Source organism: Streptomyces sp. NBC_00557 (genome assembly GCF_036345995.1).
Taxonomy (GTDB): Bacteria; Actinomycetota; Actinomycetes; order Streptomycetales; family Streptomycetaceae; genus Streptomyces.
Genome location: NZ_CP107797.1, coordinates 172,587 through 185,056 on the forward strand (window position 1 = coordinate 172,587; position 12,470 = coordinate 185,056).

General features: G+C 73.0%; 11 protein-coding genes and 2 tRNA genes. 1 reads left to right on the forward strand and 12 read right to left on the reverse strand.

From position 1 onward, the window contains the following. Positions 1–3: 3 nt before the first annotated feature. The 4 genes from OG956_RS39400 to OG956_RS39415 all read right to left on the reverse strand — a co-directional run bounded on the left by OG956_RS39400 (position 4) and on the right by OG956_RS39415 (position 1,767). A complete protein-coding gene (locus OG956_RS39400; protein WP_330343165.1) occupies positions 4–669 on the reverse strand; it encodes a DUF4097 family beta strand repeat-containing protein in 666 nt (221 codons plus the stop codon). A gap of 325 nt (positions 670–994) precedes the next feature. Next, complete coding sequence (locus tag OG956_RS39405) at positions 995–1,372, reverse strand: toxin Doc (protein WP_330343166.1); 378 nt, start codon at positions 1,370–1,372, stop codon at positions 995–997. Next, on the reverse strand, positions 1,372–1,611 hold the full coding sequence (locus OG956_RS39410; protein WP_330343167.1) for a hypothetical protein: 240 nt from the start codon (positions 1,609–1,611) through the stop codon (positions 1,372–1,374). The genes OG956_RS39405 and OG956_RS39410 overlap by 1 nt, the downstream gene beginning before the upstream one ends. Before the next feature lie 60 nt (positions 1,612–1,671). Then, positions 1,672–1,767, reverse strand: a tRNA-OTHER gene (locus OG956_RS39415). Between the two features lie 144 nt (positions 1,768–1,911). Between OG956_RS39415 and OG956_RS39420 the strand changes: the two genes are divergently transcribed. Further along, a complete protein-coding gene (locus OG956_RS39420; protein WP_330343168.1) occupies positions 1,912–2,856 on the forward strand; it encodes an aminoglycoside phosphotransferase family protein in 945 nt (314 codons plus the stop codon). Between the two features lie 18 nt (positions 2,857–2,874). Here the strand turns inward: OG956_RS39420 and OG956_RS39425 are convergent. The 8 genes from OG956_RS39425 to OG956_RS39460 all read right to left on the reverse strand — a co-directional run bounded on the left by OG956_RS39425 (position 2,875) and on the right by OG956_RS39460 (position 12,430). After that, a tRNA-OTHER gene (locus tag OG956_RS39425) sits at positions 2,875–2,972 on the reverse strand. A gap of 586 nt (positions 2,973–3,558) precedes the next feature. Beyond that, positions 3,559–4,953, reverse strand: a complete 1,395-nt coding sequence (gene ptlI, locus OG956_RS39430) for a pentalenene oxygenase (protein ID WP_330343169.1) — start codon at positions 4,951–4,953, stop codon at positions 3,559–3,561. A 234-nt stretch (positions 4,954–5,187) separates the two neighbouring features. Beyond that, positions 5,188–6,201, reverse strand: a complete 1,014-nt coding sequence (ptlA, locus tag OG956_RS39435) for a pentalenene synthase (RefSeq protein WP_330343170.1) — start codon at positions 6,199–6,201, stop codon at positions 5,188–5,190. Positions 6,202–6,330: 129 nt separating this feature from the next. After that, positions 6,331–7,344 (reverse strand): polyprenyl synthetase family protein, encoded by a 1,014-nt coding sequence (locus tag OG956_RS39440; RefSeq protein WP_330343171.1) that lies wholly within the window; start codon positions 7,342–7,344, stop codon positions 6,331–6,333. After that, a complete protein-coding gene (gene ptlD / locus OG956_RS39445; RefSeq protein ID WP_330343172.1) occupies positions 7,341–8,240 on the reverse strand; it encodes a neopentalenolactone/pentalenolactone F synthase in 900 nt (299 codons plus the stop codon). The genes OG956_RS39440 and ptlD overlap by 4 nt, the downstream gene beginning before the upstream one ends. 34 nt (positions 8,241–8,274) lie before the next feature. Continuing rightward, complete coding sequence (gene ptlE / locus OG956_RS39450) at positions 8,275–10,029, reverse strand: neopentalenolactone/pentalenolactone D synthase (protein WP_443065719.1); 1,755 nt, start codon at positions 10,027–10,029, stop codon at positions 8,275–8,277. Continuing rightward, positions 10,026–10,874: a 1-deoxy-11-beta-hydroxypentalenate dehydrogenase gene (ptlF, locus tag OG956_RS39455; protein WP_330343174.1), complete on the reverse strand. Its 849-nt coding sequence runs from the start codon at positions 10,872–10,874 to the stop codon at positions 10,026–10,028. The genes ptlE and ptlF overlap by 4 nt, the downstream gene beginning before the upstream one ends. A 101-nt stretch (positions 10,875–10,975) precedes the next feature. Next, positions 10,976–12,430: an MFS transporter gene (locus OG956_RS39460; protein ID WP_330343175.1), complete on the reverse strand. Its 1,455-nt coding sequence runs from the start codon at positions 12,428–12,430 to the stop codon at positions 10,976–10,978. Positions 12,431–12,470: the final 40 nt, after the last annotated feature.

A 12,470-nucleotide genomic window follows, 5' to 3' on the forward strand; every position in this document is an offset into this window, starting at 1 on the left:
TGGTCACAGGCTGCGGGCGGTGATGTCGCCGTACGAGGTGGTGGCGTGGATGCTCAGCTCGGTCGTGCCGTCGTTCTTGAGGGTGTTGCTGACGCGGCCGTAGCCGGTGCCCGCGTCGAGGGAGGCGGAGACGCCGCGGGCGGCGCCGACCGTGATGTCGCCGTGCTCGGTGCGCAGCGTCACCGCGCCGCGCACGGCCTCGGTGATCCGGATGTCGCCCTTCTGGGTGCGGATCTCCGCGGGGCCGTTCAGCCGGCCGACCGAGACGTCGCCGTCGTGGGCGGTGAGGCGGGCGCTCGCGGCCTCGTCGAGCTTGACCGAGCGGTAGCCGCCCGCGAAGTCGACGTCGCCGAGCCGTCCGACGCCGCGGAACTCGGCGGCGCCGGCCTTCGCCTCGATGCGGGAGCCGGCGGGCAGCTGGACGGTGACCTCGACGGACCCGGAGTGCCCGAGGAGCCGGTTGGCCGCCTCCGGGGCCTCGATCCGCAGCACGCCGTCGCCGTAGCCGACCTTGATCTCCTCGGCCGCCTTGACGTCGCGGCTCTTGCCGGCGTTGGCGGGCAGGACCTCGACCACGGTGTCCGCCCGGTCGGCGGCGATGACCTGGATGCGTCCGGCGGGGATGTCGAGGACGGCGGTGATGGGGGAGGGGGTGGCGAACTTCTGCATCGCGGGCTCCTTCGGCCTTGTTTCCGATGCAGGAAACGCTACGTTGCTTTCCAGGGCATGACAACGAGCTCGTTGCGGTAAAACTGCAACTCTGCAGGTCAACGGCCTCTAATTGTTGCAACGCGCATGTGAGGTAATGCAACGAAGAAGGCGTGGTCGGTGCAATGGGATGAAGGTGAACGCACCGCCGTCGCGAACGGAGTGCTGGGGAAGGGGTCCGTGGGCGTGTGGACCCGGCATCGAGACGCGTCTCCCCCGCAGTCCGCTGCGGGGGAGGAGGGGGGAACAGCCGGATGCGGGAGGCGAGGGCCCGGCCGGCCCGCCGTCAGATCTTCCAGGAACGCAGCGCCTCGGCGACGGCGTACACGCTCAGCCGGGCGTCCCGCACCTTGCGCACGAGATCCGACAGGGCGCCGTACGGCGGGTCGATGCCCTCACCGGACTGGTCCATGTACTGGGCGGCCACGAAGGCGGCGAACAGGCTGTTGCGGTGCGGCAGCGGCTCGAGGCGCACGATCGTGTGCAGCAGGGCGGCCGCGCGCCACGCGGCGTCCGGATCGGCGGTCTCCAGCGTCGGCATCTTGGTCTTGTGCCGCGCCACGGCCGCCACCAGCGCCGAGTAGTCGGTCACCGTCACGTCCTCGTGCCCGAGGGCCGCCTCCTGGACGTCGAGCAGCCAGGACACGTCGATGTGCAGCACCATCAGGCGGCCGCGGCCCCGCCGCCCCGCCCGGAGGGCGGCACCTCGTCCGGGAACGCGTCGTCGAACTCGCCGCGCAGCCGGTCGGCCCAGGCCACGGCGCCGGCGACGAACCGCTTGCGGTGCATCTCCCGCACCCCGAGATCGTGCAGGTACTGCTTGAGGCTCTTGCCCTCCGCGGCGGCGGCGGCACGGACGCCTTCCATTTCCTCGTCGGAGAAGGACACGTTCAGCGATGGCATGACCCGATGGTACCTACTTGGTACCTGCCCCGCCAGGCCCATTGCAGGACCGTTGATGGGCGGAGAGGGCAGGATTCGAACCTGCGTGGACCCTCGAAGGGATCCGACTCCGGGCGTGCGCCCTGGTCCCCGATCAGCCGCTCCGGGCACCTCTCCTCGCTTACGGCCTCGCGGTCCTCCCGCGGCGCCGTTCACGTGATTCATGGTGCAGGGGCGGCCTGATGCGGCACTGACCCGGCGCTGACCGGAGTTCCCCGGCACCGGAACGGGCGGGCGATCACCCGGCTAGGGTGACTGCGCATGACCCACACCGAGACGGAGATCACCGCCGAACTGGTCCGGGACCTGCTGCGCGAGCAGCATCCCGACCTGGCCGGCCTGCCCGTACGGCTCGGCGCGCAAGGCTGGGACAACCAGCTGTGGCGACTCGGCGACGACCTCGCCGTCCGGCTGCCCTGGGCGACGGGGTCCGCGGACGCGCTGCTGCGCAAGGAGCACGCGTGGCTTCCCGTGCTCGCCCCGCGCCTTCCGCTGCCGGTCCCCGTCCCGCAGCGCCTGGGCGAGCCCTCCGAGCGGTTCCCGCGGCCCTGGATCGTCACCACCTGGGTGCCGGGGACACCCGCCGACCGCGCCCCCGCCACGCGCGCCACGGAGGCGGCCGACACCCTGGCCGGCTTCCTGACGTCCCTGCACCGGCCGGCTCCCGAAGGCGCACCGGCCGGCCGCGACCGCGGAGGCCCGCTGGCCGACCACGCCGGGGGATTCGCCCGGGCACTCGTGTCGGCCACCGAACAGGGCCTGCTCCCCGACCCGGACGCCGTACGCCAGGTCTGGGAGGACGCCGTCACCGCTCCCGGCTGGGCGGGCCCCGCGGTGTGGCTCCACGGGGATCTGCACCCGGCCAACGTCCTGACCCGGGACGGCACCTTCTGCGGCGTGATCGACTTCGGTGACCTCTTCGCGGGCGATCCGGCCTGCGACCTCGCCGCCGCGTGGCTCCTGCTGCCGGACGGGGCCGCCGTCGACCGCTTCCACGACGCCTACCAGTCGGCGCCGGACCCGGCGACCCGCCGCCGTGCCCGCGGCTGGGCGCTGCTGAAAGCCCTCGCCTGCCTCTTCATCGGAGAGGCAGGCGTCCACGGGCGTCCGGGCGGCAAGGCCACCTGGGGCCCACCCGCCCGAGCGGCCCTGCGCCGCCTCACCGCGACGGTCCGCGGGCCCGCTTCGCCGGCGCCGGAGAAGTGACGCCGGATCATCGCTCGGCGGAGAGGGCAGGATTCGAACCTGCGTGGATCCTCGAAGGGATCCGACTTCCGGGCGTGTGCCCCTGGTCCCCGATCAGCCGCTCCGGGCACCTCTCCTCGCTTACGGCCTCGCGGTCCTCCCGCGGCGCCGTTCACGTGATTCATGGTGCAGGGGCGGCCTGATGCGGCACTGACGCGCCACTGACCTGCACTTTCGCATGTACGGAGTCAGCGATCAGCAAAGACGGCAGGGGCCGCGGCGGCGGCACACTGGTGGCACGGCTGTGCCTGGCCCGGCTCGTGCGCCGATCCGCCGGCTGCCTGCCCGGCCCCAGAGCGCCCAGGAGGCCCGGCGGTTCGTCCACCAGGCCCTCCCTGCTGCTGACCGGGCCTTCCCGCATCCTCGGCCGACCGGTGTCCGTGCCGGCCCTGCGCCGCGACGGCAGCCTGGTCGACATCGGCCTGCGCATCCAGACTCGGAAGGCCTGCGACGGCCGCAGCGTCTTCGTCGCCCGCCTCACCCGGCCGCACCGGACCGGCCGCCCGGCCCGGCCTGCATGGCCCGGGCGCGGTCGTCGCGGGTCGTCGCCATGGTGCACGACCTCCTCGCGCTCGCGCCCCGGCGCGCCTCACGCCCCGGCGCCCGCCCGGACGGGCCGCCAGATGCCGTGCACCCGGGCCGCGGCCGGCCCTCCCCTCCGTGTCAGGCCGCGCCGCCCCCGGCCGGTGCGGGGACGGTGGAGGCCGTCCGGCGCGGGGTGCGGGCGTCCAGCCTCAGGCGCAGCCGGCGCGGGTGGTAGACGGTGGCCAGCGGGACCGGGCGGACGTCCATGCCGGGCTCGCAGGTGACCCGCCAGCGGCCGAGGATGGTGGCGAGCCCAAGGGTGGCCTCGGTGCGTGCGTACAGGTCGCCGATGCACTTGCGGGCGCCGGTGCCGAACGGCACGTAGGCGTGGCGGGAGGCCGGCGCGACACGGTCCGGGAGCCAGCGGTCGGGGTCGAACGTCCGCGGGTTGTCGAAGGCGCCCTCGTAGTGGGCGACCGCGGCGGGGCTGAAGACGACGGTGGAGCCGGTGGGCAGCCGGCGGCCCGCCAGCTCGGTCGGGGCGGTGGTGAGGCGGGTGAACAGCCAGGCCGGCGGGTGCAGCCGCAGCGTCTCGGAGATGATCCGGTCGGCCAGGGACAGGTTCGGCAGGTCGTCCCACTGCGGGGCGCGGCCGCCCAGGACGGTGTCGATCTCGTCGTAGAGCGCGGCCTCGATCCGCGGGTGCCGGGAGAGCAGGTAGAAGACCCAGGTGAGGGTGCCGGCGACGGTCTCGGTGCCGGCCGCCATGACGGTGATGACCTGGTCGTGGATCTCCTTGTCGCCGAGCCGGCCGCCGTCGTCGTCGCGGGAGGCGATCAGGGCGGCGAGCAGGTCGTCCCGCTCGGTGCCGGAGCTGCGGTAGTCGTCGATGAGCCGCTGGGTGGTCGCGTGCAGGAAGTCCAGGTTGCTGCGGTAGCGGCGCTGGGAGGGCAGGGGCAGCCGGCGGATCGAGGCCGGCAGGAACATCTGCCGGAACAGGCCGTTGAGCACGACGTCGAAGGAACGTTCCACCCTGGCCGCCAGCTCGGGGCTGACGGGTGTGGAGTACAGGGTGCGGCCGACCGTGCGCAGGGCCATGCCGTACATCTCCTCGAAGGCGTCGACGACCATGCCGTCCTGCCAGCGCGACGCCGTGGCCTCGATCTCGGCGCGCATGGCCTCGGCGTACCGCTTGAGCTGGCCCCGGGTGAACGCCGACTGCATCAGCCGGCGCTGGCGGCGGTGGTCGGCGAACGGGCAGGTGACCAGGCCGTTGCCGGCGATGTCCCGGGCGCGGTCGTAGAAGACGCCGCCCTTGTCGAAGATGCGGTCGTTGGTCAGGACGTGCCGCAGCAGGTCGGGGTGGGTGGGGACGTAGGCCCTGGTGGGGCCGATCCTGATCTCGACCAGGTCGCCGTGGGCGGACAGCGAGGTCATGAAGTTCACGGGGTGGCGCATCATCTGCAGGGCGTGGCCCACGACGGGCAGCGCCCCGGGCGCCGCTCCCGCCGAGAAGGTGGTCTGCTCGGTCATTGGATTCTCAACTTCCCGTCTGGACTGGTCCGTTGACAGCTGTCGCGCATCTGCCGCCGACTGCGCCGCCGCGACGGCCGGGCGCGGGCGCGCGGGGCTGGGCCCTGTCGTCGAACTCCCTCCCCCAGCCTTCGGCCGGGGGCCCCAGAGCACGCACCTACGGCATGCGTCAGCTGCTCCGCAGCGGGCGCGAGGCCCGCCCCCGGGCGGACGGCGGGAGTTTGACGACAGGACCTAGCGGGCCGTGCTGCCGAGTTCCTCCAGGTAGCCCTGGGCGCCGGCGGCGAGCGCGAACTCGGCGTCGTAGCGGCCCGAGGAGCGGTGCCAGTCGTAGGAGCCGCGGATCACGGTGCGCACGGCGTCGTCGCGGTAGCGCTCCAGGGCCACGCGCTCGCCCTCGTCGAGCCGGTAGATGTCGGCGAGCCGCGGCAGGCAGGACTCCAGCAGGAGGTACTGCTCCAGGCGGACGCGCACCTCGCTCTGGATGTGGGCGACGCTGCGGTCCTTGGACCAGCCGTGCTCCCGGCGCAGGATCATGACCATGTTGTTCTGCTCGCCGCGGGCCTCTTCCTTCTCCAGCGAGGCGATGTCGTTGAGCAGCAGATTGACGTCGACGGCGATCTGGAGCATCGCGCAGAGCACGGCGCTGTCGAAGACCCGGTGCGGCACCTCGAAGCGGCCCGCGCGCTCGGCCAGGTCGACCGTCGGCTGCACCCCGATGGTCTGCCGGCGCACGGCCAGGTACTGGGCGGCCGAGTTGTACGGCGTGTCCCAGAAGCGGCTCTCCGCCTCGTCGACGTAGCCGGCGAAGTAACTGCGCCAGTGCCGGGCGCTGCGCGCGCACCAGGCGGGTGTCATGCCCTCGCAGGTGCGCCGCCAGATGTCGGCGAAGCCGTGGGCGATGAGGGGCGCGCTGTCGGGCAGGGGGCCGTCCAGCGCCGCCGCGACCGCGTCGGTGAGCTGTTTGGCCTCCTCGGGGTTCTCGCCGCGCGGTCCGTCGAAGAGGTCGTCGAAGAGGAAGAACCACGACATCAGGTCGACGCCCAGGTCCAGGTCGGCGCCGGTGGCGTGGGGGTAGAAGCGGGAGGCCAGGTCGGCGTAGCCGCCGCGCAGATGGCGCTCGGCCGCCGCCTCGGACTTGATCAGCCCGAGCGAGCGCGGCCAGGCGAGCTGCTCGGCGTCGGCGCGGGCGTGATCCGGGCTCTGCCGGCTCGGCAGGGGTATGTGGAAGTCGACGTCCTGGGGCATGGGGGAATCCTCGGAAGTGGGTGGCAAGAGGGGCAGCGGGCACGGTGGCGCCCTGACGGCAGCTCCGCGCCGGCCGGAGGGTCGCAAGCAGCGGAAGAGACATACGGGGGTACGGCGGCCGGCCCGGGCTCAGACCTCGCGGTCGACGACGAACCGCCCGAGCGCGAGGAGTTCGTCCAGCACGCCGGCGTCCACCTCGGCGCCGCGCAGCGCCTCCTCGGCCAGCGCCATCCGCCGCGCGGCCTCGGCCAGCGCCCAGTCCCGGCCGCCGGCGCCCTCGATCAGGCCGGCCACGCGCCGCAGTTCCTCCTCACCGGGTTCGCCGGGCGCGGTGAGCCAGGCGGCCAGCTCGGCGCTGAGCGGACCGTCCTGGTTCAGCGCGTAACTCACCGGCAGGGACTTCTTGCGGGAGCGCAGATCGGAGTGGACCGGCTTGCCGGTGACGGCCGGGTCCCCCCAGATGCCGAGGACGTCGTCGACGAGCTGGAAAGCGACCCCGACCTGGTCCCCGTACAGCGCCAGCGCGTCCACCGTCGCCTCCGGCGCCCCGGCGAGGACCGCGCCGATCGCGGCGCTCGCCGACAGCAGCGCGCCGGTCTTGCCGGCGGCCATGTCGAGGCACTCCTCGACCGTGACGTGCGCGCGCTGCTCGAAGGCCAGGTCCTGCACCTGGCCGCGGATCAGATGCCGGGTGGTGCGCGCCAGCAGCCGGGCCGCGGGCGCCGCCGTCGGCAGCCCGGTGTCCAGCAGCACCTCCTGGGCGAGCGCCAGCAACGCGTCACCGGTCAGAATCGCGCTGGAGGGACCCCACAGCTTCCACACCGTGCGCCGGTGGCGGCGCTCCTCGTCACCGTCCATCAGATCGTCGTGCACCAGGGAGAAGTTGTGCACGAGCTCGACGGCGACGGCGCCGGGCAGGGCCACTTCGGGCGGTGCGCCGACCGCCTGGGCCGACAGCAGCGCGAGCGCCGGCCGTACGGCCTTGCCGGCGTCGGCGCTGGTGGGCTCGCCCCCGGCGGTGATCCAGCCGAGATGGTAGGCCGCCTGGTGGCGTGAGCGGTGGTCGAGCCGGTCGACGGCGGCGCGCAGCGCCGGGGTGATCGCGACCCGGCTGTGGCCGAGGCAGGCGGGAGCGGTGCTCACGCGGCCACCTCCGTGCGCCAGGGCCCGGCCGGGTCGTCGAAGATGCTGACGACCTGGCGCATGACGCGGCGTTCGGCCGGGTCGAAGGCCTGCTTGGCGTGGATGGTGCCGAGCTGGTCCCACATCACGATGTCCCCGGGCTGCCAGGTGTGGACGTAGGTGTACCGGGGCTTGCCCGCGTGCGACAGCAGCTCGTCGAGCAGTTTGCGGCTGTCGGCGGGGGCGAGGTCCACGATCCGCTGCGTGTTCAGGGTGCTGACGTACACCGACCGGCGGCCGGTGCGCGGATTGCGGGCGATGAGCGGGTGGATGGTGGAGGTGCCGTCCTCGGGCTGGATCTCCTCGGCGCCCTCGCCGAGGGACACCTCGCGCTGCAGCTCCTCCTCGATGGTCTCCTCGTACCCGGTGCGCAGGGCGTGGCGGACCCGGTAGGAGTGCAGGCGCCGGCGCTCCTCGGGCGACAGCGACTCGTACAGGGCGTACATGTCGGTGAACAGGGTCTCCCCGCCGCCGGAGGACGGCACCTCCACGGCCTCCAGGAAGCCGAGCTGGGAGACCCGGGGCCGGAAGGAGTAGTCGGTGTGCCAGCCCATCCACTCGGCGTCGCCGACACCGATCTTGCGGCCGTCCTCCACCAGGTTGGAGACGATCAGGATCTCGTTGTGGTCGGGGTGCGCGCCGCTGGTCAGGCCGGTCTTCGGGATGTACCCGAAGCGGCGGCCGAAGGCCAGGAACTGGTCGCAGGAGGGCCGGTCGTGGCCGCGGAAGACCAGGACGAGGTGCGCGTCGAGCGCCGCCCAGACCTCCTCCACCTGGGTGTCGTCCATCTCGCCGGTGACCTGGGCGCCGTGCACGACGGCGCCGAAAGCGGCGCCGGGTATCGGCGTTACGTCCATGGGCGTTGCCGCCTTTCGCAGAGAGGATGGGGGGTCAGCGCAGGTCGAGGCCCGCGAGGTCGCCCGCCTCGCGCCATCGCCTGAGGATGTTCACGAACTCCACCGAGCCGCCGCCGTAACTGGAGTTGAGCAGCGGGAGTCCGCTCGGGTCGCCCTCGTTGTTGTAGAGGCCGGGCGTGCAGTTCTCCAGGAAGTCGAGGTCGTTGCTGGCGAGCCGGAGGATCTCCTCCACCCATTCCTTCTCGCCGGCCTCGGAGGCCTCCACGACCCGGTGGCCGCGCTCCTCCACGGACTTGACGATGTACGCCAGGTGCCGGGTCTGCTCGCCCAGCATGTAGGCGATGTTGACGTGCCGGCCGGCCTGGACCTTGGACAGGATGAAGCAGTTGGGGAAGCCGTGCACCTGGAGTCCGTGCAGGGTGCGGGCCCCGTCCGCCCACTTCTGCGACAGCTTCACGCCGCCGCGGCCGACGATGTCGTAGCCGGCGCGGTCGGTGTACGGGACGGCGAACTCGTGCTCGTAGCCGGTGGCGAAGACCAGGCAGTCCACCGGGTACTCCCGGCCGTTCGCGACCACCCCGGCCGGGGTGAGCCGCTCCACGCCTCGCCCCTGGGTGTCGACCAGGGTCACGTTGGGCCGGTTGAAGGTCTGCAGGTACTCGTCGTGGAAGCAGGGCCGCTTGCAGTACACGCGGTAGTACGGCTTGAGGGCGGCCGCGGTCGCGGGGTCGGTGACGACGCTGTCGATGCGGGCGCGCAGCTCCTCCATCTTGAGGAAGTCCGCCCGTTCGGCGGCGAGCGCCCGCTCCTTCGGGTCGCCCCCCGTGTCGCCGGTGGGCAGGATCGCGGCGGCCAGCTTGGCCGTGGTCTGCGTCCAGCGGTCCTGGACCAGGTCCTCGTCCTGCGGGATGCCGGAGGTCAGCGCGTGGAAGTTCTCCATCCGGCGCTGCTGCCAGCCCGGTTCGAGGCGGTCCGCCCAGCCGGGCGGGGTGGGCCGGTTGCCGCGGACGTCGACCGCGGCCGGGGTGCGCTGGAAGACGACGAGCTGCTCGGCCCACTCCGCGAGGTGCGGGGCGAGCTGGACGGTCGTCGAGCCGGTGCCGATGACACCGACCGTCTTGTCCTGCAGCTTGGTCAGGCCGCCGGTGCTGTCGCCGCCGGTGTAGCCGAAGTCCCAGCGGCTGGTGTGGAAGGAGTGCCCGGCGAACGTCTCCAGGCCCGGCAGCGCGGGGAGTTTGGGCCGGTGCATCAGACCGATCGACATGGCCACGTACCGGGCCCGGAACCGATCCCCGCGGTCCGTGCTCACCAGCCACACCCCGGCGGACTCGTCCCAGCGCAGCTCGGTGACGGCGGTCTGGAACAGGGCGTCGCGGTACAGGCCGTACGTGCGGGCGATGTTCTGCAGGTGGGCGAGGATCTCGGGCCCGGTGGCGTACTTCTCGGTGGGTATCGTGCCGGTCTCCTCGAGCAGCGGCATGTAGATGTAGCTCTCGACGTCGCACCTGACCCCGGGGAACCGGTTCCAGTACCAGGTGCCGCCGACGTCGCCGGCCTCGTCGATCAGCCGGATCCGCTCAAGGCCGGTCTCGTTGCGCAGATGGACGCCGGTCAGCAGGCCGCCGATGCCGGCGCCGACGACGGCGACGTCCACCTCGTCGGCAAGCGGCTCGCGCTCCTGCCGCTCGGTGTAGGGGTCGCGCGCGTAGCGGCTGAAGTCACCGCGCGCGAACTGGTAGGTGCGGCCGAAGCGGCGCTTGTCGCGTTCCCGCCGGTACTTCTCCCTCACCGCCTCCAGGTCGATGGCCGGTGTTTCCTCGCTTCGGTCGTCGCTTTCGGCGCGGGCCACAGCTCCTCCTCGGGGGAAGGGGGCGGAAGGGAAACATGACGCCATACGTCGTCGAACTGGTCGCACAGCCGCAGCGGGGCGTCGGGGTTGCTGAAGAGGTAGAAACGGTCGGAGCCCAGGGCCTCCCACACGAGGCCGGCGACGTCCTCGGCGCTGACCGAGGTGGCGCCGCCCGCACCGCGCGGAGCCGTCAGGCCCTGCACCATGGGGGTGTCGACCCGGCCGGGACACAGCACCGACACCCGCACCCCGGTGCCCCGCAGGTCGGCGCGCAGACTGCGGGCCACCGCGAGATCGGCGTGCTTGGAGGCGGCGTAGGCGGCGCTGCCCGCACCGACGACGAACGCGGACATCGAGGCGGTGTGGACCAGATGGGCGGGCCGGCCGCGCGCCAGCAGCCGGGGAACGAAGGCACGGGCCACCAGGACGTGCGCCCAGTGGTTCACCTCGAACACCTGCCGCATCCGCTCCAGCGGCACCTCCCACAGAGGCCGGCCCACGGGACCGAGGACTCCGGCGTTGTTGCACACCACGTCGACGTCGCCGAGCACCCCGAACGCCGTGTCCGCGAGCCGTTCGACGGCGTCCGGGTCGGTCAGGTCGGCGGTCACGGCGGTGACGTCGGCGCCCTGCGCGGCCAGCTCGGCGGACCGGCGGTGCAGGGCGTCGCCGTCGACGTCCGCCATGACCACCGCGGCGCCGGCCCGGGCGAAGCGGGCGCTGAGGGCGAGACCGATACCGCTGGCCGCGCCGGTCACCACCGCTGCTCTTGCCTGTAGGTGCACTTGGCTTCTCTCCGCTTCTGCGCGCGGGCACGCCGTCGAACGGCGCGCCGTTGCCCACGAGAAGGTCTGGATCAGATCGCGCCGTTCGAGCAGCGCGGGCGTCAGCCGGGGTCGGGGAGCTTCAGGCTGATCACGAGCACGGTCACCGAGAAACACGCCAGCAGGGCGAGCACGCACACGGCCGCCGACACCGTCGACAGGGCGCCGGCCACGGAGACGTAGAGGGTTCCGCCGACGGTCGCGCCCAGCGCGGTCGCCATCTGCTGGCTGGTCACCAGCACACCGCTGCCCATGCCGGCCTGCGCGGAGGGCACGTCGGCGAGGATCATCCGGAACAGCGTCGGGCCGGTCAGCGCCGCGCCCACGCCGAAGAAGGCGATCCCGACGCACACGAGCACCAGGGAAGGATGCGGCCAGCCCAGCCGGACCACCAGCGCCAGCAGCAGCACGCCCGTGCCCTGCACCAGGGCGCCCAGGGTGACGATCCGGCCGCCCAGGGCCGCCGCGATCCTCGGGGTGAACAGCGTCACCACGAAGAACGCCACGGCGAACGGCGAGAGCACCGCACCGGAGGCGAGCCCGTCGAACCCGAAGTGGCCCTGCGCGACCAGCGCGTAGACGAACAGGAAGGCGCCGAAGCCGGCCGAGAACGGCACCACCGCCGCCAGCCCCCTGCGCATCCCGGGATGCGACAGCACCGACGGGGACAGCAGCGGTGAGCCGCCCCGCGCCTCCAGCGCGCGTTCGGTCCGTGCCAGCGCCACCGCGCCCACCGCGGCGGCCACGAGCAGCGCCCACAGCCACAGCGGCCAGCCCAGGTCGGGGCCCGCCACGACCACGGCCAGGACACACACCATGGTGACCCCGAACAGCACGGTGCCCACCGGGTCGAAGCCCGGCCTGGCGCCGGCCCTGGTCGCGGGGACGCGGCGGACGGCCAGCAGCGCGGCCACCCCGATCGGCACGTTGATCGCGAAGACCGACCGCCAGCCCATCCCGGCGACGTCCAGCGAGACCAGCAGCCCGCCCAGGATCTGCCCGACGACCATGCCGAGGGCCGCGGTCGCGCCGTACAGGCCGATCGCACGGGCGCGCGCCTGGCCCGCCGTGGCCGCCTGGATCGTCGCCAGCACCTGCGGTACGAGCATGGCGGCGGCGGCCCCCTGCAGCAGCCGGGCCGCGACGAGGAACTCGATGGTCGGGGCGGCCCCGCACAGCGCCGAGGTGAGGGTGAAAGCCGCCAGCCCGCAGGCGTACAGGCGCCGCCTGCCGAAGGCGTCGCCCAGCCGTCCGCCCAGCACCAGGCCGAGGGCGTAGGTGAGGCCGTAGCCGGACACCACCAGCTCCAGCGCGGCGGGACCGCCGTGGAGGTCGTCACTGATCGAGGTCAGCGCCACATTGACGATGGAGGCGTCCACGATGGACAGGGCGTATCCGGTGAGCACCACCACGAGGGCGATGCCGGTGAGCCCCGCGGCGGCCGGTTGCGTACCGGCCGGGGACTGCGGTGTCGTCGTGGGTCCCTTCAGAGGGCGGATGCCCTCGCTTTTCGTCATGCGCTGCCTGCCAGGCGTGTGTGGGGGGACGGTTGGGACG

Bases quoted from the DNA above. Each gene is read 5' to 3' on its own strand.
- OG956_RS39410 (WP_330343167.1), bottom strand. From the start codon at position 1,611: ATGCCATCGCTGAACGTGTCCTTCTCCGACGAGGAAATGGAAGGCGTC.
- OG956_RS39400 (WP_330343165.1), bottom strand. From the start codon at position 669: ATGCAGAAGTTCGCCACCCCCTCCCCCATCACCGCCGTCCTCGACATC.
- OG956_RS39420 (WP_330343168.1), top strand. From the start codon at position 1,912: ATGACCCACACCGAGACGGAGATCACCGCCGAACTGGTCCGGGACCTG.
- ptlI (WP_330343169.1), bottom strand. From the start codon at position 4,953: ATGACCGAGCAGACCACCTTCTCGGCGGGAGCGGCGCCCGGGGCGCTG.
- OG956_RS39460 (WP_330343175.1), bottom strand. From the start codon at position 12,430: ATGACGAAAAGCGAGGGCATCCGCCCTCTGAAGGGACCCACGACGACA.
- ptlD (WP_330343172.1), bottom strand. From the start codon at position 8,240: ATGGACGTAACGCCGATACCCGGCGCCGCTTTCGGCGCCGTCGTGCAC.
- ptlA (WP_330343170.1), bottom strand. From the start codon at position 6,201: ATGCCCCAGGACGTCGACTTCCACATACCCCTGCCGAGCCGGCAGAGC.
- OG956_RS39405 (WP_330343166.1), bottom strand. From the start codon at position 1,372: ATGGTGCTGCACATCGACGTGTCCTGGCTGCTCGACGTCCAGGAGGCG.